The following is a 21764-nucleotide window of genomic DNA, read 5'->3' as shown; positions in this document are numbered from 1 at the left end:
TTAAGTCCTCTATTCCAGCGTAATTAAATGATAATTTTTGTGGTCTTTTTTATAAAGTACACTCATTGCCTCTCTATTTTCAGCATCTCTGAAAACTATAAAATCGGCATTCGCATCTTCCATCTCCATAATAGCCTCTTCCTTTGTTAAAGGCTTTACACTTTCAATCCTTCTATGAGATATTACAATCTCTTCTCCCTGAGGGGTATTAATAGTTAAATTTCCTTCTTCTTTAACAAAAGATTTTTTCTTTTTAGAAACAAATTTGTCTTTGCTTTTTTTCAACTGTTTTTCAATTTTATCAAGGGCACCACCTATTGAGGCATACATATCATTTGTTGTTTCTTTTGCCACAACCTTTTCATGACCAGCTTTTATAACAATCTCAGCTATATGCCTATGCCTTTCAACTGTAAGCCTAACCTCCACATCAAGAATATTATCAACGAAACGGGATAATTTATTAAGCTTGTCTTCAGTAAATTTCTTCAAAGCGTCTGTTACTTCAATTCCTCTTCCAATAAATTCAATTTTCATATTTCCTCCTATAATAAATTTTTCGTTTTGATGAAGATTCTATACCTAATTCTTCCCTATATTTTGCCACCGTCCTCCTTGCAATCTTAATCCCTTGTGAAAGCAAAATTTTAACAATCTCCGAATCTGAGTAAGGTTTATTTTTGTTCTCATTTTCAATTATTCTCCTTATCTTTTCCTTAACCGCCATTGCTGATACATCTATCCCTGACGATGTTCCCAGCTTACTTGAAAAAAAGTATTTTAATTCAAATACCCCCCTTGGTGTTTGCATATACTTGTTTTTTACAACCCTTGCAACAGTTGATTCATGAATCCCCAATTCATCGGCTATATCTTTGAGAGTTAACGGCTTCATATACTCAACTCCAAAATCAAAAAAATCTCTCTGCCTATTTACTATAGACTTAGCAACTTTCAAAATAGTTTTCTGTCTGTTGTGAATACTTTTAATCAACCATAGAGCAGATTTCAACTTTTCTTTTATGTAAGCTTCAGTTTCTTTCTCTATTTTATCTCTGTTTTTCAACATTTCAGCATATTGTCTGTTAACTTTTAAACCTGGTATCCCATCTTCGTTTAAATCAACATAGTATTCGTCATCTACTTTAAAAACAATTACATCAGGTATTATATATTGCGTTCTTTCACTAGCGTACTTTCTTCCCGGTTTTGGCTCTAATTTTTTAATAAAATCAATGTAATTTTTAACATCTTCTTCAGTTATCCCTAAAACTAAAGCTATTTTAGAAGTTTGATTTGAGGCAATATCTTCAAGGTGATTAAAAATCATTTTTCTCAAAATTTCATCTTTTTCAAATCCAAGATAGCAGCTTTGAAGCCAGAGGCACTCTTCCACAGAGGTTGCACCTACCCCTGTTGGATCAAACTTTTGAATTTCTTTTATCGCATCTTCAATCAATGATTTTTCAAGTTTTAACTCATTGCTTAAATAATCTATAACATTTTGATACCTGGTTTTAAGCTCTTCCGGCACCTTTAAATAACCATTGTCATCAATATACGGAATTATCATTAATACTGCATTGTAAACTTTTTCATCTTCAATATTTATTCCAGCCTGCCATTCAAGGTATTCCTTTAAAGACTGAGGTTTGGAAACAAAATTTTCATAATTAAAATCGTTATCTTCATACTCTTTGTTTCTGCTTTTAGGTACATACTGGTCATCAAAATAATCTCTGAAAAAATCCTCTATGTTTATGTCTTTTTCGTGGAGAAGGTCATTTGTTTCTTCCTTTTTTTGTTCAGGTTCTTTTTCCTCAATATCCCTTACTTCTTCAAGAAGGGGATTTTCAAGCAATTCTTTTTTTATTTCCTGTTGTAATTCAGGAACTGTCAATTGCAAAAGTTTAATTGCCTGTTGTAAAGCCGGGGTTAAAGCTAATTTTTGAGAAAGCCTTAAATCAAGTTTTTGTTTTAAATTCTGCTCTATAAAAGCCATTAATCTAACTTAAAGTCCTTTCCTAAATAAATCTCTTTTATTTCTTCATCCTGCGCTATTTCCCCCGGTGTACCGATTTTAAGTATGCTTCCATTAGATAATATAAAAGCCTTATCTGTAATGCGCAAGGAATCTTTAATATTATGGTCTGTAAGTATAATCCCTATCCCCCTTTTTTTAAGTTTTATGATAATCTCCTGAAGTTCAATTATTGTTATTGGGTCAATTCCTGCAAAAGGTTCATCTAAAAGAATAAACAAAGGGTCAGTCGCCAGCGCCCTGGCAATCTCGACTCTCCTTCTTTCCCCACCTGATAGATAACTTCCCTTTGTATCTGCAACATGATTTAAACCAAATTCTTCAAGCAAACTGTCTGTTTTCTCTTCAATTTCATTTTCAGTTAAATCCCTGAATTGCAAAACAGCCTTTATATTTTCTCTCGCTGTTAACCCTCTGAAAATTGAGGCTTCCTGAGGAAGATAGCCAATCCCTTTTCTTGCCCTCATATAAACAGGATAATCAGTCAAATCGTAATCATCTAAAAAAATCTTTCCTTCATCAGCAACAAGCAATCCTGCAATCATATAAAAAGTAGTGCTTTTCCCTGCTCCATTTGGGCCAAACAACCCGGTTATTTCTCCCGTTTTTGCCTCTATAGAGACTCCGTTTACAACCACTCTTTCCCCAAATTTCTTTTTTAAGTTCTCAGTTTTTAATATATGAGTCATATTTTTATTTTTACCTCAACCTGACTTTTCTTATTAGTTTTTTCAATAAAAATTTTATCAGTTACATTATCCAAAGTCAATTTGTCCCCTTTTAAGGTATTTCCGTTTTTATCCTTCACATTGGAATAAAACAGATAAGAATACCTTGACTTAAAATTTAAAACAATAATCCTGGCAAAACCAGAATAACTTCCTTCTACTTTAAAATTACAATTAAAAAAGATAGCATAATTTTTGAAAATTATTGCAGTTTCAGGTTTTGCAAATAATTTTTCATTAATTATTCTAACATTATCTTTAATATAAACTTTTTCTCCGCTATTAACTATTTCCATATAATTAGACAAAAGCTTTCCAATTGTTTCATTTCTCATTTCTTTAGTTGCAACAACATTGTTTTCAATCCTCATGTTGTTGTTTGAATAAAAAGAAATTAAATCGCCCTTGATTCTATCATTTTGTTTTTGCAGGGAGATAACCTCTCCCTTTACTACAGTACTTTTGTCCTTTTTAAAAACAGCTGAATTACCTTTAAATTCATATTGGTCAAAAATTCCGTAAACCTTTTCAGGGAAAAAAGCTTCCTGTTTGTTATTAACAATACATAGAGAAGACAAAAGTAAAATATCCCTGTCCTTTAAAACCGGGTTTAAGATCCTCAATTCTTTATTTTTTAATGTGTAGCTCTCGCCCTTAATCTTCCTGTCAGTTTTAAGGGAATAAAGGTAGGGGTTGTACCCATAAACCAAAGAATTTTTTTGCTCAAACAGGTTATTCACACCTGAAAAAACATAAGAGTTAAATACAGTTTGAATATACCTTGTTTGGAAATAGCCATTATGAAAATATCCATCTGACCCTTTTCCAGAAAAATCATTTGAAACAAAATTAAATAAACCTCTTATGACTATTGAACTATTTTTGCTTTCATAATTCATATATCCTTCATTAAAAAATAAGGATATTTCTCCTGTTTTTACTAAGCACTTCCCGAAAAAAAACATTTTATTAAAATCTACAAGATGTTTTATTAAATCAGCCTTCACCTTTATTTTATTTTTTTTCTCAAATAGACTGGCATTATATAAAAAAAAGGATTTAATTTTTTCTTTAAAATCTGACACCCCGTAATCAGAGTTAATTTTAATATCTTCTGATAAAAGCTCTGTTTTGCTTTTTAATTTAAGAAAACTATTGTTTATATCAAAAACAAATTTTTTACCAGATAATTTAAAAGTTGGAAAGGATAAATTTATAGTGTTTTCTCCAAAGATTTTCTTGTTTTTCAATAAACATGGAGGGTCTATTAAAACCTTAACCTTTTTTTCAGGGAAAAATCCATTAACTTCGCTTAAAAAACTAACAATACCCTCTTTAAAAACCGCTTTTTTAGAATTTAATGTTCCATTATTTTTGAGGAAATTGATGTCTATTTTTTCAAGTTCAAGGGTTTGCTTTTTTTGTATTGCTTTTAAATAGCTCAAATGGGCAAACTTCTCACCATTTGAATAAATATCATGCTCACCATTTTCAATAACCATACTGGCATCTACAGGAGTTTTTGTGTTATCTTTGATTTCAATTTTCGCTGGCTTGTAAAAATTAAAAACTACCAATAACACCGACAAAAAAAGAAGGATTATAAGAAGCAGGCGTATTAACTTTAATTTTCTCATCTAACCTTAAAATCTATCAAATTTAACTGAAAGTATTCCCTGTTATTCCATCTCACTTTATCCAGAGTGTATACTATATCCATTGAGCAAAATTTTTCTAAATATTTCGCTTGCTTAGCCTTGTTGTATCCTATAACAACAAATTTGTGCAATCCATCTGAAACATAAAACCTTATATGTTTATCACTGAGAATATCTACATCGCTTTCAACAATCACATCCCTGCTTAAAAAAACTGGCTGGGGATTACCTATTCCAAAAGGTTCAAGCATATTTAAATAATTGTAAAATTCCTCGTTTATTTGAGAAAGTTCAATTTCAAAATCTATATTAACCCTTGGAATAAACAAATCCTCAGGAAAATTTTCAAAAAGGTATTCATTTATTTTCTGGTGTAATATGGGAATATTTTCAGCTTTTAAAGTAATTCCAGCAGCCTGATGGTGACCCCCGTAATTTTCAAGTAAATCTCTAAAATTATCAAGGATTTCAATAATATTTATCCCTTCTATACTTCTAATTGAACCGTAACCTATACCATTCTCTATACTCACAATTCCAACAGGCCTATAATATTTTTTCTGAATCTTTGAAGCAACAATCCCTATTACCCCTCTGTGCCAATCTTCCCCCCTTAATAGCAAAAACCTCTGCTTCATTAAACTTTCCTCATCTAAATCAGCTTGAATTAACTTTTCAAGGGTTTTCTCGAGTTTTTGTCTTTCATAATTTTTTCTATTCATATAATCCACATACTCTTTTATATTTTCTCTGTTTTCGGGGGAAAATAGTTCTATAGCAAAGCTTGCATCTCCAAGTCTGCCAAGGGCATTAATTCTTGGGGCAATTTTGTAACTTATATCAATGCATGCAAGATTTTTTTTATCAATATGACAACTATTAAAAATTGCTTCAAGCTCTTTAGTTTCTGTTTCCCTTATTGTTTTTAGCCCTTCTTTTACTATAATTCTGTTTTCCCCAATAAGAGGAACAAGGTCAGCTACAGTACCAATAGAAACAAGCTTAATAACAAACTCTTCGTCAAGCTCTACATTAAAATGCCTCTGTAATGCCTGAACAAGTTTAAAAACAACTCCAACTCCGGCCAGAGGCTCATTTTCAAATCCGCTACCTTCGATTTTGGGGTTTATTATTGCAACAACATCTTCAGGAAGTTCTGTATCAGGCTCATGATGGTCTGTAATTATAACATCTATACCCATATCGTGAATTTGCTTAATCTCATCCTTAGCTTTCACTCCACAGTCAACCGTTATAAGCAATGAAAAAGGCTTTTCATGATAAACCTTTTCAACTTTTTCAACCTTCACCCCATAGCCGTCCTGAAACCTATTGGGAAGGGCATACCTTACTTTCCCACCAAGTTTTTGAAGGACATTTTTTTAGCACAACAATTGATGTAATTCCATCAACATCGTAGTCACCGTAAATTACAATCTCTTCCCCTTTTTTTATAGCTTCTTCTATCCTTAAAACAGCCTCTTTAACTCCCTTCAAACCCTCCGGGTCTCTAAAATTTTCTTTTGTGCCGAAGAAAAAAATTTCTGCTTTTTCAACAGTATCTATACCTCTCATACATAGAAGTTTTCCAATAAATTCAGGGATATTGAGCTTCCTTACTATTTCATTTAAATTTTCCTCGTTGTACTCAGTAAACTGCCATTTGTATTTCATGCTTTTACTTCCTGAAATTCTCCTATCCTCCTGAACCTCAAATACCTATCGTTCACTATCTCAGGAACAGGTACTGAGTTTAAAGATTCAAGATTCTTCAACAAATATTCTTTTAAAACCTCCGCTGTTTTATCATAGTCTACATGAGCACCACCAATAGGCTCAGGGACAATCTCGTCTACTATTCCATATTTTTTTAAATGATTGGCTGTAAATTTTAAAGCCCTTGCCGCTTCGTCAGCTTTTGCTGCATCCTTCCACAAAATAGATGCACATCCTTCAGGAGAAATGACAGAATAAATTGAATATTCAAGCATTAAAACCCTGTTTGCAACAGCAATTCCAAGGGCTCCACCACTTCCACCTTCTCCTATTATTACTGTTATTACAGGAACTCTTAATTTAGACATTTCAAGCAAATTCCTTGCAATAGCCTCGGCCTGCCCCCTCTCCTCTGCGTCAATTCCTGGATATGCGCCGGGCGTATCTACAAAAGTTATTATTGGCCTCTTGAATTTTTCCGCCATCTTCATTATCCTTAAAGCCTTACGATATCCTTCTGGCTTTGGCATTCCAAAATTTCTGTATATCTTCTCTTTAGTGTCTCTCCCTTTTTGCTGTCCTATAATACAAACTGGAATATCATCCAGAAAGGCAAAACCACCAACAATAGCTTTATCATCTCCAAAATTTCTGTCACCGTGTAATTCAATAAAATCGGAAAAAATTCTTTCAACATAGTCTAAAAAATAAGGCCTATTTGGATGCCTTGCCACCAGGGCTATCTGCCATTCATCAAGATTTTTGTATATCTTTTTTCTTAATTCTTCTATTTTGGCTTTAATTTCTTTTATCTCATTCTCTTTTCCGAAAGTTTCTGCTGTCTCAAGTTTTTTGTGGTAGTTTACCAATTCTTTTTCAAAAGGCAAAAAATATAAACCCATATCTACACCTCTATTTTCAATCTTATTAGATTTTTACAAAAATATAGAATTATGTCAACCTTATGGAGGGAAGAATAAATTTATAGTTAATGAGTTTCTTATTTATTTTCAATCAATTACGATTTCTTTTGCAATTACTTTTATTAAAGGAAGTTCTTCTATCTCTCCAAACCTTATTAAATTATCAATTTCCCTTTTTTCCATACCTAACTTTCTTAAATGATTCACAGCCCCTTTGATAGAAGTCCCCGCCTCTCTGCAGGCAAGCAATCTAACTTTCCAGCTTTCAATAGCAAGTTTTGTATAATTCCTTTTCTCTCCTTCATCTTCAGCTTTTGTAATCAATTTTTCGTAAAGATATGCAAGGTTGTTTGCTGCTTTTCTATTAAGTGGATTTATTGCAAGAGATACAAGATAGGCATCTTCAGCAGCTTTAAAATTTTTATTACATTGGTAGGCAATTCCAACATAGTTCCATATTTCGCTATCTTTAGGGTTTATCTCGCGTGCTTTTTCAACATATTTAAGCTGGTCAGCAAACCTTTTTTCCAATCTTGCAACCTCACTTAATCCCAGGTAAGCCCAATATTCATTCTCATCATATTCAACCGCTTTTAAGAAAAATTTCTCTGCCTGTTTTGTTTTTTTCAGATTAAGATATGCAAATCCTGCCTCTGTGTAAGAAGGGACATGAAATTTATCTCTTTTTATAGCTTCCTTGTAAAATTTTATAGCCTTGTTGTAATTGCCCCTCTCAGATTCTATCTTTCCTAAATTGTAAAATGGTAAAGCATACTCCTCATTGTATTGAATAGCAATGTTAAAGTGTTTAATAGCTTCATTATCATCCCCTTTTTGGGTGTACACATAGCCTATAAAATTGTTAACTTCTGCAATAATAATTGGGTCTTTATCTCCCATTATTCTTTCTATCTTTTTCATTTCAGCAATGGCACTGTCATACTCTTTTTCAGAGAGGTAATACTCCCCTAATATAAAATAAGATGACCAGTCTTCAGGGTTAATAGAAATTGCTTTTGCAAGTGCTTGAGTTCCCTTAACAAAATCACCTATTGAGAGATATATTTCACCTAAAAGGTGCCAGGATGCAATAAAAAAAGGTTCAAGCCTTAGAGATTCTTCAACCTTTAATTTCGCTTTCTCACTTTCCCCTAAATCAAAATAACATTTGGCTATCATTCTCAAAACCCTGAAACTTTCAGGATTGTGAAATATGGCCTTTCCAAAAGTTTCTAATGCCTTTTTGACATCACCTATTGCGTGTAGTATGTAACCATAAATTTCATAATTAACACTATGCTCAGGATTTATTTCAATTGCTTTGTTAATTAAACTTATTGCCACACCATCATTTTCAAGAAAGTAGTTAATAAAAGCTAACACCCTGTATATAGCATCGCTAACCTCTTCTTTAAGCTCTAAAAAGTCATATATTTTTTCAAGTTCCTCTTTAATCTGGTTCAAATCAGCATCACTTTTAAAACCAGAAGCCATAATCAGCTCAAACCATGCGTCAAAATTAAACCTGTTAAACTCGATTGCTTTCTTTGCTGCATTAATAGCCTTATTATAGTAAGAACGGTAATTATAAAACTTTGCAAGTTCAGTATAGGTTTCAGAGTTTGGATTTTTATTTACCTTTTCTATTAATTCCCGTAATGCATAATCACTTATAAATACATCTTTCATTGCTAACCTCATTTAGCCTTTAATTTTAACCTTATTATACAACAGTTAAATAGTTTCAATAGTAAAATTTTTATTGGTGTATATGCAAATGTCTCCAGCAATCTCCATTGCCTTTTCAGCAATCTCTTTTGCAGACAGGCTTGTATTTTCATATAAAGCCTTAGCAGCAGCATAAGCATAAGGGCCCCCTGAACCTATTGCAACAACTGGTATGTCAGGCTCCACCACATCCCCTACTCCTGAAAGAAGGTATACCTTTTCACCATTTGTCACAATCATCATTGCCTCAAGCCTTCTCAAATACTTATCTGTTCTCCAATCTTTTGCAAGTTCAATAACAGCCCTTTCTAAATTTCCAGAAAATTGCTCTAATTTTGATTCAAGCCTTGAAAACAATGTAAAAGCATCTGCAGTCGAACCAGCAAAACCAACCACAATCTTATCTTTATATATTTTCCTCACCTTTTTTGCCTTATGCTTTAAGACAGTATTTCCGAGAGTAACCTGCCCATCTCCTATAATTACACTTTTACCATCTTTTTTTACGAAAAGGATTGTTGTACCTTTAAACATTATTCACCTCTCCTCCATCTAAAAAGAAAATTAGCCACATCTTTCACATTTTTAGGCATCTTTTTCCCTTTTATCTCATTATAATGAAACCATTTTACCTTTCCCTTAAACTCATCTGAAAGTTTATCATCACCAATCACCTCTGCAACAAAAATAAAATCTATATGCTTATGATTTTGATCAATGTATTCAATCTGAACATGAAGAGGTGAAGGTATTCTCACCGTTGTTGCATCAAGTACAATAGGAATCCCCGGCCTGAAATCAATAATTTCAACATCTAACCCTGTTTCTTCCTTAACTTCCCTGACGGCTGCATGAATAGGGTGCTCTCCCTCTTCTATATGGCCTCCAGGCGGGAGATAAAAACCGACAAATGGCTTCTTTTCCCTTTTGATAAAAGCTAACGCTGTACCATCTTTGTTGAAAACAAACACATTAACAACAAACTCATATTTCATTAAATTACTCTTTTACCTATTTTCTTCTTCAATTCTTAAATTTTCAAGTATTTCTCTTGTTTTTTCAATTAATTCTTCTGGTTTAACTTTAATTCTCTCTCCTGTCCTTCTAACCTTCAATTCGAGCAAACCTTCTGCCATGGTTTTTTTGCCTGCAATAATTTGAACAGGTATGCCTATTAAGTCTGCATCTTTAAATTTAAAACCAGGTCTTACATCCCTATCGTCATATAACACTTCAAACCCTTCCTCTAAAAGATTTTGGTATAATTTATCAATCTTTTCAGTAAACTCTTTGTCTTTAACTTCAAGGTTTAAAAGGATAACCTGGAAAGGAGCTATATTCACAGGCCAGATTATACCGTTTTCATCATGATTTTGTTCAATAGCAGCTGCGGCGGTTCTTCCCACACCTATTCCATAACAACCCATAACTGCATACCTTTCCTTGCCGTTTTCGTCAAGAAATGTACAATTCATTGCTTTTGAGTATTTTGTACCTAATTTAAACACCTGTCCAACCTCTATTCCCTTAAACTGCTCATAAGTGCCCTTTTTGCACCTTGGGCAGGTTTCGCCTTCCACTGCAAGCCTTAAATCTGCAAATTCCTTAACCTCAAAATCTCTTCCTAAATTAACATTTATAAAATGCATATCTTTCTCATTTGCCCCAACAACAAAATTATTCATATTAAGCACCGAATAATCTGCATAAACAGGAATTTTCAAACCAATAGGTCCTGAAAACCCAGAGGGGCCACCTGTTACATTTTCTATTGTCTCTTCGTCAGCAAGTTCAAGAATTGCCACTCCTAAATGATTTTTAACTTTTACTTCGTTAACTTCGTAATCACCTCTTACAAGAACAGCGATTGCACTTCCATCTTCAAGTTTAAAAATCATTGTCTTAACAAGGTCTGATGGTTTCACACCAAGAAATTCAGACACTTCTTCAACACTTTTTTTATTGGGAGTCTCAACTTTTTCAAGAGGTTTCATTTCAATGTTGTCGTTAACCTTTTCAGGTTTAAGGCATTCAGCCTTTTCAATATTTGCCGTGTAAGAACAATTATTACAGCTTAATACTGTATCTTCACCTGTTTCAGCAAGAACATGAAATTCATGGGTATAATTACCCCCTATCGCTCCTGAATCAGCCTCAACAGCCCTGAATTTAAGGCCACATCTCTTAAAAATCCTTGTATAGGCATCATACATTTGCCAGTATGACTTATCACAGGATTCATCATCAACATCAAATGAGTATGCATCCTTCATGATAAATTCTCTTCCCCTCATCAAACCGTAACGAGGCCTTATTTCATCCCTGAATTTAGACTGTATTTGATAAAGGTTTAAAGGCAATTGCTTGTATGACCTTAACTCTTTTCTAACAATGTCTGTTATTACCTCTTCATGTGTTGGCCCCAGACAAAAATCACCATTTTTTCTATCTTTAAACCTTAATAATTCTTTTCCATAATAATCCCATCTCCCACTTTCCTGCCACAATTCTGCAGGCTGAACAGCAGGCATTAATAGTTCAATACAACCCTCTTTATCCAGTTCTTCCCTAATTATATTTTCAATCTTTTTTATTACTCTGTATCCCAATGGAAGGTATGAATAAATACCTGATGCAAGTTTTTTAATCATACATGCCCTTAGCATCAGCCTGTGGCTTACTGTTTCCGCTTCTTTTGGATTTTCCTTTAAAGTATAGAGAAAATACCTTGAAAACCTCATACAACTCTCCTTCATATTTTATTCTTTAACATTCTAAAATCAGGAGCTATTATCTCAATATCCCTGCACATCTCATATAACCTTGAACGCATTCTGATACCTACTCTCTCTTCAAGGGTCTCCTCTGTCAAAGCATTTGGTATTTGCCTGTCAAAGTAATTTGTTGTAATTATAACAGGCAAGTCTCTATTGTACCTGTAATTGAGTATTCTTGCAAATACATCCTCACTCCATTCAGTATTTCTTTCAGAGCCCAAATCATCAATAATCAATAACCCAGCATTTAACACAGGAAATAAAATATCAGCTTCGCTTAAATCCGAGGCATATGAAAAGGTGGACTTAATCTCATCTAACAGCTCTTTAAAATCAACAAAATAAATATTATAATAGCCCTTTTTTACAAGCTCTCTAACAACAGCAGCACACAAATGGGTTTTTCCTGAACCAACTGTCCCTTTTATTAAAAAGCTCTGTTTTTTTGATTTAAATAATTCAAGTTGTACATAATCGTATAAAAGGGTTTTGGCCTGTTTTAGCCCAATAGCTTTGGGAATATTTATTTTAAAATTCTCAAAACTACACTTTAAGTATTTTTCAGGTATTCCTATTCTTCTCAAGGTAGAAGTTATTCCATATTCACAATCGCAGGGCTTTGCAATTTGATATCCCTGCTCGTCTTTAAATAAAATCCACCCTGTATTATTGCACTTTAAACACTTGAATTGTTCTGACATTTATTATTTTCCTTCTAAATTTTCCTCAATCTCTTTATTTCTCTCTTCTATTTCATTAACTATTTCAGAAAGTTTTGATTGTATTTCCACTGTTGTTTTTTTCAATTCCTGTAATTTTTGTACAGGCAAATTTACAGCTTTAGAAAAACCATCCATTTTCTCTGAAAGCTTTTCCAGAAAATGCCTGATATTCGCTTCCTCTTTTTCTGTTGTAAGCAAAAGGTTTTTCAACTCTTTTAATTCATTAAGAGTTTCATCACTTTCTATCTCTTTCAAAAAGTAAACAAATTCAAGGGAGGCTATCATTAACTTATCTTTAGATTCTCCTCTATTTAGCATTTCAAAAATATGGCTTACCATTTCATTTTTGATAGCCTCATTCATAATGATAAAATCAATTTTTTTAAGAAAATCCTGATTTACCTGCTTCCGTCCTGAAAATAAACCAATAAATTGTTCTATTTTTTGCCCCAACAACTCCAATTTATCAGAAAGGTTTATTAACTCATTCCACTCTTCACTCTCTGCCAATTCATTTATTTGAAAAGATAAACTTTTACAATAATTACTAAAAGCATTTATTTTTGTTTTAAAATCCGCAATCGTCTTGTTTATATAGTCAGAACTTTTATATTCCTTTACCTGCTCAAAGTTTAAAATTTTTTTTTCTACTTCTTTAATTTGACGTAGAATATCTTCTACATAATCACTTAAATTTAAAGAGCTACTTTCTTTTTCCAAATCGTTCTTATTTTCTTCAGACTTCTGCTCCTGTTCCATCTAACCTCCAAAGTTTTTTAACCTCTCTCAAGCCATTCTTCAATCTTTTTAGTCGGGAAGTAAGCCAGATGACCCAATATAGTGACAAATGCAATTAGCACACGAACAAACAAACCTGCAATCGGGTTTTTGGTCCCAGCAAGATCTATCATCATCAAAGTAGCACCTATAAAAAGAGATAATGCGGTCATAACAATTTTATATTTACTGGTTCTTGAAGATGCTTTCTTGGATGTTAACAAGAGAAGTATTAAGGCTATTAATCCTGGAACATAAAACATTGCCCCAAAAGCAATCATCAACATTTCACTACCAGGCTTCCACTCAGACAGCCAATAAGAGACACCCACCCTTTGAGCACCTATTTTTACATCAAAATAAAACCAAATAAAACCGGCAATCACCCATATTATTGCCAGACTATCTGCAACTTTTTTATTTTTAAAGAGAAAATATGTAGTAAAGAAAATAATAGTACCCGCTAACATTGCCCCAAAAAAGTTATCTGCATAAAAAAACATTTTATCCATTTGCTCAAGCCCAAAGTAGGCTGCTATTGTCCTGATAGCAACTGAAAGATAAATTAATCCTATATCCAGCCAAACAACAGAGAATGCTAATGCAGGTATTCTTGCTTTACCGTAAGCTTTCTTTTTTATAACTTTAATTGCAAGAAACCAGCTTGAAATAAACACAATGAAACTAACAGCTGCATTTACCAGCAATCCTGTGTACTGGGTACTTCCCATAAACCCCTCCTTTTTAATCAAAAAAGTCTTCTAACAATTCCTCGTTTTCGTCTTTGGGAATATTCCTTGAAATTGGTTTTACAATAAGTTTATCCCCCTCTTTAATTTTAAGTTTTTGAGCAATTGAAGGAGTAAACTTAATTTTGTTACCTATTTTCTTTTTATGTGAAAGTTTCAACACAACAAATCTCTTACTCTGGGTTTTAATTTTAACAACCCTCATTCTACTTTCATTAATTAATTTGTCTTTCCAGTCGTTATAAACAAGCGTATCAACATACGCAGTATCCTCAGAAATAAACATTCCGGTTATTGGTTCAAATTCCAGAATTTTTAAAATCTCAAATGTTTCAATATACTTTTTATCGTAAAGGTCAACAAGGAGTGTTAGCACTTTAAATTCTGATAATCCCGAATCTTCAACTAAATCGTTCACATCTCTAGTTCCATCTAAAAGATTTAACAGCACAATCTCTTCTTTTGATAAATTTCCCTGCAAACTGTCAAGCCTTGGGTCTACCACTGCCCTGAAAACAAGGTCATTGTCAGGGATTACTTCTCTCAATCTTTTAATTGTATCTTTCTGTCGAGCTGATTCCAGCACTAAATCGTGGAGGGTCTGTTTAATAGTCACTTTTTTGTGAGGGGGGGTAGCTATAAACTCAAAAGTACCGCTCTGAGCCTGGAACAATTCATAAGCCGCAATTTCTCCAGTATTTTCTTGCGTTTCTGCATCTACCACATTACCATTATTAAAATACAAAACCCCTTTAGCCTCATTTGAATCAATCTTTAACATCCCTGTTTTTTTGTTTAAATGCAATAATTGTGCAATATCATTTAAACCAACATTACCAATTTGACCTTTAAGTGCCATACCCAATTCCTTACAAAAAATTTATTCTGAAAAAAATATAACACAAAATTATAAACTTAACAACTATTTATACAATTTTTAATGAAAAAAATTTAATTAAACGTTTGTGAATAAATACTACAAAAAATAAAAAAAGACATTGCCATTTAACAAAAAACTCTTTACTTTTTACTTTATTTTTCTATAATTTTATCTGACGCCGGCGTGGCGGAATTGGCAGACGCGCTGGACTCAAAATCCAGTGGGAGTTAAATCCCGTCTCGGTTCGACCCCGAGCGCCGGCACCATCTTCAATATTTCCTTGCAAAAAAAGTCTTTGTCATTATATTTAATTATGCAAGTTAATAAGAGTGTATAATGTTTATTGTTCTTTGATAATACGGGGGCGAAATGGGTTCGACGGGCAGCGTTGAGGCTCAGGCTGCATGCCGAGGTGTCCCGCCTCGTTAAACAGGGTCGCTAAATGTAAATGCAGATAATTTTGCATACGCTGCTTAATTAACGCAGCCGGGTACTATTCCTTCGCCTGCGGGGAATAGATACCCGTCGTGTAGCAGGCTCGGCTCAATGTTTTTCAGCCGGCATTGAGCCTAAATTAAAGGCTGATAGCGGGATTACACCCTGCCCTATCGGGTCGTAATCCTCGCGAAACAATAAAAGATAGGGCTAAGCATGTAGATGCCTGAAGCCGAAACTGTTCGGACGGGGGTTCGACTCCCCCCGCCTCCACCAAAATTTTATTTATTTTTATTATTGTTTTCCAATAAGTTTATCTTATTTGAGTACTTTTCAATCAGTTTACTATCCCTGGTTAAAACTCCCAATCTATAGTAAAATATATACACCTCTTGATTGCCTTGTGATAATTTATCAGCTTTTTTTATCTCCTTTAATGCTTTTTTAAATTTCTTTTGAGATAAGTATTCATTTGCCTTCAACAAATGCCAGTAATAATTGTTAACAAATTCATTTTCAAGTAAGTTATCAATTTCTGCTCTATCTTTTTCCGGTAATTTAGATTCAAGCTTTAAAATATTTGCAATTATAAATTGAAATGAGGGAGCATACTTTAAAGCCTCTAAAAATGTTTTAATGGAGTCAGCATACTGACCGTTCTTTTTGTAAATTACAGCAAGGTTATTTTTAATAATTCCAGAATCAGGGTAAAGTGAATCTGCAAATTCAAGTAAATACTTTGCAAACCCATAATCTCTTTCCATCATATATTTACAGGCAATATTGTTGTAAAAAAGCCCTGCTGCCTGAATATCGGTTAATTTTTTTACCCTGTTAAGCCTGAATAATCTTTTGTAATCAATGTCTTCCTGTGGCAAAAAATCAATAATATATGGCCTTGGATAATTTATGTCAATACCGCATACAATATGTACTGTTCTAATTAAAGTACTTTCAGAAAGGTAGGTTGAGTTAATATCTGAGACAAGGTAGTAGTATGAATTAAAACCTAACTCTCTTGTTATAGTTATAAACATGTTTGTTAAAGAAAAGCAGTTGCCCATTCTCTCTTTGAATGTGGTCTGGGTATCCATGGTCAACATCCCATAGTATTTAAACAAATCAGGGGTATAGTAAAAGTTCTCTTTTATCAGGTAAATATAAAAAATCCTTGAGGTGACATAGTTGCCGTATTTGTTTTCAAAATCTTCAATATTTTGAATTAATTCTTCATCAGGCATATAAGGAGGTTTTAACAAATTAATGTGCATTTTAACCGTTCTTTCGTCTAAATCGTAAAATACATCAAACTCTGTGGGATAAATTTTTTCATACTTTTTTAATCTTCCATCCAATATATTTTGTACTATTGAAGCGTATTCTGAATAAGAATAAATGTATTTCTGCTGTGCAAAGGTTTTAGTAAAAAACAAGAGAAAAAATAATAAAAAAACAGCAATACTTTTACCTTTCATAACCTTTTACCTCCAATAGGAACTCTATTTTTATAAACGAAATTTTAAGGTAAAAAGTTTTAAATGTAAAATTTTTTACAAAACCAATCTTTTAAAAAAAGGAAAAAGAATGGGTTCTATAAACAAATTGCTAATTTTAATCCCTGCTTGACAACCTGTCAAAGACTATACATCTTCTTGATTTTTCATCAACATTGACTGGATAATCCCCATCAAAACAGGCTGCACAACGATTATTTTCAAGTAACAGGTTTAATCTCTCAGTTGAAAGATAGGTTAAAGAATTAAGACCAAACTTTTCTGCAAGTTTTTCTTCAAGTTTAGTTAATAGTTTTTTATCCAATCTTATTGAATCGCCGTTAAACTTATACCCCATCTCCTTTAAAACCTTGTATGCTATCAATTCCTCATGGGTGGACATATCAATTCCGTAATAGCAGGGGTTTATAACTGGGGGAGAATAAATAGCAAGGTGAATCTCCCTTGCCCCCTTACCCTTTAAAACCTCAACAATTCTTTTCACAGTGTTGCCTCTCACAATACTGTCATCTATTAGCATTACAGATTTATCTTTAATTTCAGCCTTAATAGGGTTTAACTTCAACCTTAAGGCAGAAGCCCTGTCCCCCTGAGTTGGCATAATAAAGGTTCTTCCAGAGTACCTGTTTTTTATAAATCCCTCTCTAATAGGTTTTCCTGTTTCTTCGGAGAATGTTATTGCAGAAGGCCTTGAAGTATCCGGAATTGGAACCACTATATCAAAATCAATTCCCCGCTTTCTCTCCTTAAACTCATCTGCTAAAAGCCTTCCCAACTCCATCCTCTTTTCATATACGCAATGGTCGTTTATTTTTGAATCAGGCCTTGCAAAATAAATGTATTCAAAGATGCAGGGGGCAAATCCTTTTTTTTCAATTTCAAACTCAACAGGATCTTCCCCTTCACGGAAAAACACTACATGCCCTGGTTTTATGCTGCCCATATAGTCAAAATCAAGCACATCCAGACAAACGCTTTCAGAACAAACAATGTATGAATCCCCCTTTTTGCCCCAGACAGCAGGCCTTATGCCATAGGGGTCTCTTGCAGCAAACATGGTGTCCTTTCCGTCAATACTCATAATTCCAACAAGGGAATAAGCCCCCTTTACAATCTTGTATGTCTCTTTCAATCCCTTTACAACATCCTTAAATGAATAAACTCTTTTTATGTTGTCTCTTATAATTTCATTTGAAAGGATGTACAAAACAGGCTCAATATCGCATTTACTTGACAAAAAAATGGATTGAGAAAGCAGATGCTCCTTAATCTCTTCAAAGTTTGTTATATTGCCGTTGTGTGCCATTATAATTCCAGGCCACCTTGAATAAAAAGGCTGGGCATCTTCTTTGCTGTTGCCCCCTATAGTCGGATATCTAACATGCCCTATGGCACATCTTCCCTCAAGCCTTTTTAACTCCTTTTCGTTAAAAATATTGTGGACAAGGCCTATGTCTTTGTAATACCTGAAATGATTGCCCTTTTTAGCACCTATACCTGCTGAATCCTGCCCTCTATGCTGAATAGCCTGTAAGGCCATTGCTACCTTGTTTGAAGCATCTTTAACCCCTATAATTCCAACAATTCCACACATACAATCCCCCGCAATTTAAAATACAAGGTAATTGTAATAGAGATAATTTTTTGAGTAAAGAGAATAAAAAATAAATTAAAAATTTGCTTTATAGTAATTTTTCAAACAATTGGCTAATCTTTAAAATGGTGCGCCCGGCGGGACTTGAACCCGCACTTTTCGGCTCCGGAGGCCGATGTTTTATCCAGTTAAACTACGGGCACACTTTATTGGATTTTATCAGATTTCTTTAATATACTGCCTGTCAATCCAGCCGTTTAATCCGTCGGGAAGGGAAATGTGAACATAGCCGTTTAACTGCTCCTCTATCTTTACCTTTGCTGCTTTGTGAAGTTTAAAGAGTATAGTTGACGAAGTGTTCGGTTCGCTGAATACATCAACTTCCTCTGAAAATACAATCCCCTCTTTTTGAAATGTGTATTTATAGCGGGAATAAAATAGAGAAAACGAAAGCAAGAAAAAGAATAAACTTATTCCAAGGGAATAATAGAGTTTCTTTCTGTCATATCTGTTTGCAATTAGCATTGCTAAAATCAAAAAAACGGCAAGAAAGAAAATTAAAGTAATTAAAGTTAAAGCATTGAGGCTAACTGATAGGTAAAGCTTTTTGTAAATATTAACAAAGAATCCGTTAGTTACCTTTTTCTCTTTATCCTTTAGCCTTGTTAAAATTAATTTAAGGTTTTTGTTTAAGTCTTTGTCAAATGGCTTGATTCTCTTTGCCTTTTCAAAATAATACCTTGCGTTTGCAATATCATTTAACCTGAAATAGGTGCAACCTAAATTGTAATAAAGTTTGAAAGAATGTTTATTCTTTTCTCCAATCTCTTTTTCAATTTTTTTATACTCTTCAAGGGCTTTGGTGTAATTTTTATTTATGTAAAAATGGTTAGCCTTTTCAAAAATTGCATTTAAGTCTTGAGAAAAACTTAAAAAGTTGAATGTCAGGCAAAGCATTATTATAAATACAACATTTTTCATAGCGCCTTCTCCACCTTTTGAATAATCTCATTTGCCTCGTTAATTAATTCAAGCTTTATCCCTGAAGAATGAGGGGTATAACTTTCAAAATCGCAGTATTCAACAAAATCAGTTAACTGCTTTATTAACTTTTCATCAACACCTTTCTCCTTCAGCATTTGCTCAATCTCGTCTATTCTCAATTCAATGTTTGGCTTTGAAAATTTGTCTGAAAAATAAGAGATAACAGCCTTTGAAAGTGTTTGATAAAACTCTTTTGAATTTTTCTTTCTTGCAAACTTCCTTGCCTTTTTCAATTTGTTTTTAAAAAATGAGTATGCCTTTTGTTTTCTGTATTCAACATCGTTTTTTCTTCTCTCATCAACAATCCTTACAAATATCCCCCAGAAAATAAACAAAAATGGCACAACTGAAGAAACAATTATCAAAGCCTTTGAATTCACAATGTATGAAGTGGTATCAATCTTTCCAGTTTTTATAAAGGCAATATCTTTGTTTAATACTCTAACTTCATTTCCTTCAGCTGGTGAAACAATATTTACTGTTCCTCCGCTTTCAACCTTTCCGCTAACTGAAATTTCAATTGGGTTTGTTTCCTTTGTTACATACTTTTCAAGAAGAGGGTCAAAGTATGTCAACTTTATAGAAGGGATTTCTAACTTTCCTTCCCTTACAGGGACAAGGACAATATCCCAGACCTTTGACTGGTTTATCGGGTCTTTTGAAGTTATTTTCGGGGATGAAGATTTAAATATTTTAAATCCATCAATTGTATCGGGAATTATGTTTTCAAGTGCTTTTAAATCTCCCTTACCGCTTACAACAACTTTAAAGGATATTGATTGGCCAACCTTGGCATTGTTTGTATCAACCGACGCATGAATGTCAAAACTTCCAACAAGCCCTGAAAAATCCTTCGGTGGCTCAGGCAAAGGTAAAACCTTAATCCTTAAAGGCTCACTCTTTCTGATAACCCTTTTGCCAAAGAAGAAATCAGCCTGTGCATTTAATACAAAACTTAAAGGCTTTATTACCAATTCTCCAGATTTTGTTGGATATAAAACCTTTTTATAAATTATTGCAGTGTTATACCTTTTCCCTGCAAGCACCGTTGATTGAAACCTTATTCTCTTATTTGCATCAATATCGTAAGCCAAAAAGCCTTCAAAGGATGGTGCTTCCTGCAAACCAAGCTGAGTTATTGGAACTGTTGTAAAAAGCCTGAATTTTACTAAAATAGGCTCACCTAAATACACCTTTTTCTTTGAAACCTCAGTTCTAATAAATATATCTTCAGGCCTTACATTTCTTGGCCGTGGAGGGGCAAAAAAATCGTCGTCAAAGAAGTTGTCAAATGGGTCGTAAGCATTGCCCCTGTTCCTCTGATGCGGAACAATACTCCCCTTGACAACCTCAATCTCTATAGGTTTAGTTTTGTACTCCTTATCACCTGCTTTAACGGTAAATGAAGGGATTGTAAACTTACCTTCCCTTTCAGGGGCAAGGACAAAACTCAAACTGTCTTTTTTGCTCATACTGCCGTTTACAATTGAAATTGAGTGGCTTCTGTTTGGACCGCTGACAATGGTAAACCCAGGAAAGTTTAGAGATGAAACAATGTTTAAATCCCCATCAAGGTTTTCCCCTTCAATTGTAAATGTAAGGGTATCGTCTGTGCCAATTTTATTATTTGAAACATAAGCCTTTACACTTTCAGCAAAAGACAGAGAAGAAATGGCTATTGTAAAACACAAAACCATAATTATCTTTTTCATAATGTTACCCTTTTTTCTTACTCTTCAATAGTTTACCAGTCTTTTCCCGGACTATCAATAATTGCCTGATTTTTCTTCTTATTTTTCATATTTTTCTTTCTGTCTATCTTTTCCTGCTCAGCCAATGTTTTAAGCAATTTCTTTAACTCTTTTTTCTTTTGCTCTTCTTTTTTCTGCTGTTTGTTTTGCTGTTTCTCTTTCTTTTTATCCTGGTTTTTGTTCTGGTTTTTATTCTTTTTGTTATCCTTTTCCTTTTGTTGTTTCTGTTTATCCTTTTTGTTTTTATCCTTATCGTTCTGTTTTTTGTTTTCATTCTGCTTCTGCTTCTGTTGCTTTAGCATTTTCAAAGCAAGTTCAAGATTTTCTTTTGCATACCTGTCTTTTGGCTTCATTTTTAAACAATTTACATAACTTTTTACAGCCTTGTCATACTGTTTTTTCATAAAGTATGCATTGCCTAAATTGTAATAGAGGTCTGGTTTTATGCTTTCAGGCACTTCCTTTTCTATCTTTTTATAAACATCAATAGCCTTGTCATAATTTTTCATTTGATAAAGTGAGTTAGCAAGGTTGTATTTGATTACAGGGTCATCCCTTTCGCTTAATGCCCTTATGTAATTGTTAACCGCTGATTTGTAATTCTTGTTTAAGTACTCTTTATTCCCCTTTTCGTTTAATTTATAGCCTTTATCGGCAAGTATATTTCCCCCAAAAACAGGAAGGTACAGCAGGGAAATTAGTGCAAATAACAACAATCTTTTCATAG

Annotated in this window: 19 protein-coding genes, 2 tRNA genes, 1 other RNA gene and 1 pseudogene; 2 read left to right on the top strand and 21 right to left on the bottom strand. The window is 33.5% G+C overall.

Going from position 1 to position 21764, the window contains the following annotated elements:
* Positions 1-9: 9 nt before the first annotated feature.
* From hpf to TTHT_RS03415, 15 genes and pseudogenes are all read right to left on the bottom strand, one after another.
* Positions 10-537, bottom strand: coding sequence for a ribosome hibernation-promoting factor, HPF/YfiA family (gene hpf, locus TTHT_RS03485; RefSeq protein WP_201328650.1), 528 nt, complete (start codon positions 535-537; stop codon positions 10-12).
* Positions 527-2002: an RNA polymerase factor sigma-54 gene (rpoN, locus tag TTHT_RS03480; RefSeq protein ID WP_201328649.1), complete on the bottom strand. Its 1476-nt coding sequence runs from the start codon at positions 2000-2002 to the stop codon at positions 527-529. The genes hpf and rpoN overlap by 11 nt, the downstream gene beginning before the upstream one ends.
* Entirely contained in the window at positions 2002-2730 is a 729-nt protein-coding gene (lptB, locus tag TTHT_RS03475; RefSeq protein ID WP_201328648.1) for an LPS export ABC transporter ATP-binding protein, read from the bottom strand. The genes rpoN and lptB overlap by 1 nt, the downstream gene beginning before the upstream one ends.
* The gene (locus TTHT_RS03470) at positions 2727-4406 is read right to left on the bottom strand and encodes a hypothetical protein (RefSeq protein ID WP_201328647.1); all 1680 of its coding nucleotides are present in this window, start codon (positions 4404-4406) and stop codon (positions 2727-2729) included. The genes lptB and TTHT_RS03470 overlap by 4 nt, the downstream gene beginning before the upstream one ends.
* Positions 4403-5746: pseudogene (gene recJ, locus TTHT_RS03465) on the bottom strand (single-stranded-DNA-specific exonuclease RecJ); the annotation flags it as partial. The pseudogene recJ and the gene TTHT_RS03470, both read right to left, overlap by 4 nt.
* A 10-nt stretch (positions 5747-5756) precedes the next feature.
* Entirely contained in the window at positions 5757-6101 is a 345-nt protein-coding gene (locus TTHT_RS03460; RefSeq protein ID WP_201328646.1) for a hypothetical protein, read from the bottom strand.
* The gene (locus tag TTHT_RS03455) at positions 6098-7045 is read right to left on the bottom strand and encodes an acetyl-CoA carboxylase carboxyltransferase subunit alpha (RefSeq protein WP_201328645.1); all 948 of its coding nucleotides are present in this window, start codon (positions 7043-7045) and stop codon (positions 6098-6100) included. The genes TTHT_RS03460 and TTHT_RS03455 overlap by 4 nt, the downstream gene beginning before the upstream one ends.
* Before the next feature lie 108 nt (positions 7046-7153).
* Positions 7154-8755 carry a tetratricopeptide repeat protein gene (locus tag TTHT_RS03450; protein WP_201328644.1) on the bottom strand — a complete coding sequence of 534 codons (1602 nt, stop codon included), beginning with the start codon at positions 8753-8755 and terminating at the stop codon, positions 7154-7156.
* Positions 8756-8800: 45 nt separating this feature from the next.
* A complete protein-coding gene (gene hslV / locus TTHT_RS03445; protein ID WP_201328643.1) occupies positions 8801-9328 on the bottom strand; it encodes an ATP-dependent protease subunit HslV in 528 nt (175 codons plus the stop codon).
* Positions 9328-9789, bottom strand: coding sequence for an NUDIX hydrolase (locus tag TTHT_RS03440; protein WP_201328642.1), 462 nt, complete (start codon positions 9787-9789; stop codon positions 9328-9330). Before TTHT_RS03440 ends, hslV begins: the two co-directional genes overlap by 1 nt.
* Before the next feature lie 12 nt (positions 9790-9801).
* On the bottom strand, positions 9802-11535 hold the full coding sequence (locus TTHT_RS03435) for a proline--tRNA ligase (protein ID WP_201328641.1): 1734 nt from the start codon (positions 11533-11535) through the stop codon (positions 9802-9804).
* Positions 11536-11546: 11 nt separating this feature from the next.
* Complete coding sequence (locus TTHT_RS03430; RefSeq protein ID WP_201328640.1) at positions 11547-12272, bottom strand: ATP-binding protein; 726 nt, start codon at positions 12270-12272, stop codon at positions 11547-11549.
* Between the two features lie 3 nt (positions 12273-12275).
* Complete coding sequence (locus TTHT_RS03425; protein WP_201328639.1) at positions 12276-13052, bottom strand: hypothetical protein; 777 nt, start codon at positions 13050-13052, stop codon at positions 12276-12278.
* Between the two features lie 17 nt (positions 13053-13069).
* Positions 13070-13801, bottom strand: coding sequence for a hypothetical protein (locus tag TTHT_RS03420; RefSeq protein WP_201328638.1), 732 nt, complete (start codon positions 13799-13801; stop codon positions 13070-13072).
* 13 nt (positions 13802-13814) lie between these two features.
* A complete protein-coding gene (locus tag TTHT_RS03415) occupies positions 13815-14678 on the bottom strand; it encodes a DUF4388 domain-containing protein (RefSeq protein WP_201328637.1) in 864 nt (287 codons plus the stop codon).
* A gap of 198 nt (positions 14679-14876) precedes the next feature.
* Here TTHT_RS03415 and TTHT_RS03410 point away from each other — a divergent pair.
* Both TTHT_RS03410 and ssrA read left to right on the top strand, forming a co-directional pair.
* A tRNA-Leu gene (locus tag TTHT_RS03410) sits at positions 14877-14965 on the top strand.
* A 94-nt stretch (positions 14966-15059) separates the two neighbouring features.
* Positions 15060-15410: a transfer-messenger RNA gene (gene ssrA / locus TTHT_RS03405) on the top strand.
* 5 nt (positions 15411-15415) lie between these two features.
* On the opposite strand, the gene TTHT_RS03400 is transcribed toward ssrA, so the two are convergent.
* The 6 genes from TTHT_RS03400 to TTHT_RS03375 all read right to left on the bottom strand — a co-directional run bounded on the left by TTHT_RS03400 (position 15416) and on the right by TTHT_RS03375 (position 21762).
* On the bottom strand, positions 15416-16609 hold the full coding sequence (locus TTHT_RS03400; protein WP_201328636.1) for a tetratricopeptide repeat protein: 1194 nt from the start codon (positions 16607-16609) through the stop codon (positions 15416-15418).
* A gap of 136 nt (positions 16610-16745) precedes the next feature.
* Complete coding sequence (gene purF, locus TTHT_RS03395; RefSeq protein ID WP_201328635.1) at positions 16746-18242, bottom strand: amidophosphoribosyltransferase; 1497 nt, start codon at positions 18240-18242, stop codon at positions 16746-16748.
* Between the two features lie 126 nt (positions 18243-18368).
* Positions 18369-18445: transfer RNA gene (locus TTHT_RS03390), tRNA-Arg, on the bottom strand.
* 16 nt (positions 18446-18461) lie between these two features.
* Positions 18462-19223, bottom strand: coding sequence for a tetratricopeptide repeat protein (locus TTHT_RS03385; RefSeq protein ID WP_201328634.1), 762 nt, complete (start codon positions 19221-19223; stop codon positions 18462-18464).
* Positions 19220-20998 (bottom strand): BatD family protein, encoded by a 1779-nt coding sequence (locus tag TTHT_RS03380; protein WP_201328633.1) that lies wholly within the window; start codon positions 20996-20998, stop codon positions 19220-19222. The genes TTHT_RS03385 and TTHT_RS03380 overlap by 4 nt, the downstream gene beginning before the upstream one ends.
* A gap of 32 nt (positions 20999-21030) precedes the next feature.
* The gene (locus TTHT_RS03375; protein ID WP_201328632.1) at positions 21031-21762 is read right to left on the bottom strand and encodes a tetratricopeptide repeat protein; all 732 of its coding nucleotides are present in this window, start codon (positions 21760-21762) and stop codon (positions 21031-21033) included.
* Between the last annotated feature and the right edge of the window lie 2 nt (positions 21763-21764).

Origin of the sequence: Thermotomaculum hydrothermale (assembly GCF_016592575.1) — a bacterium.
GTDB lineage: Bacteria > Acidobacteriota > Holophagae > Thermotomaculales > Thermotomaculaceae > Thermotomaculum > Thermotomaculum hydrothermale.
Note: the sequence above shows the minus strand (reverse complement) of the source record. Positions and strands in the feature narration are given on the sequence as shown.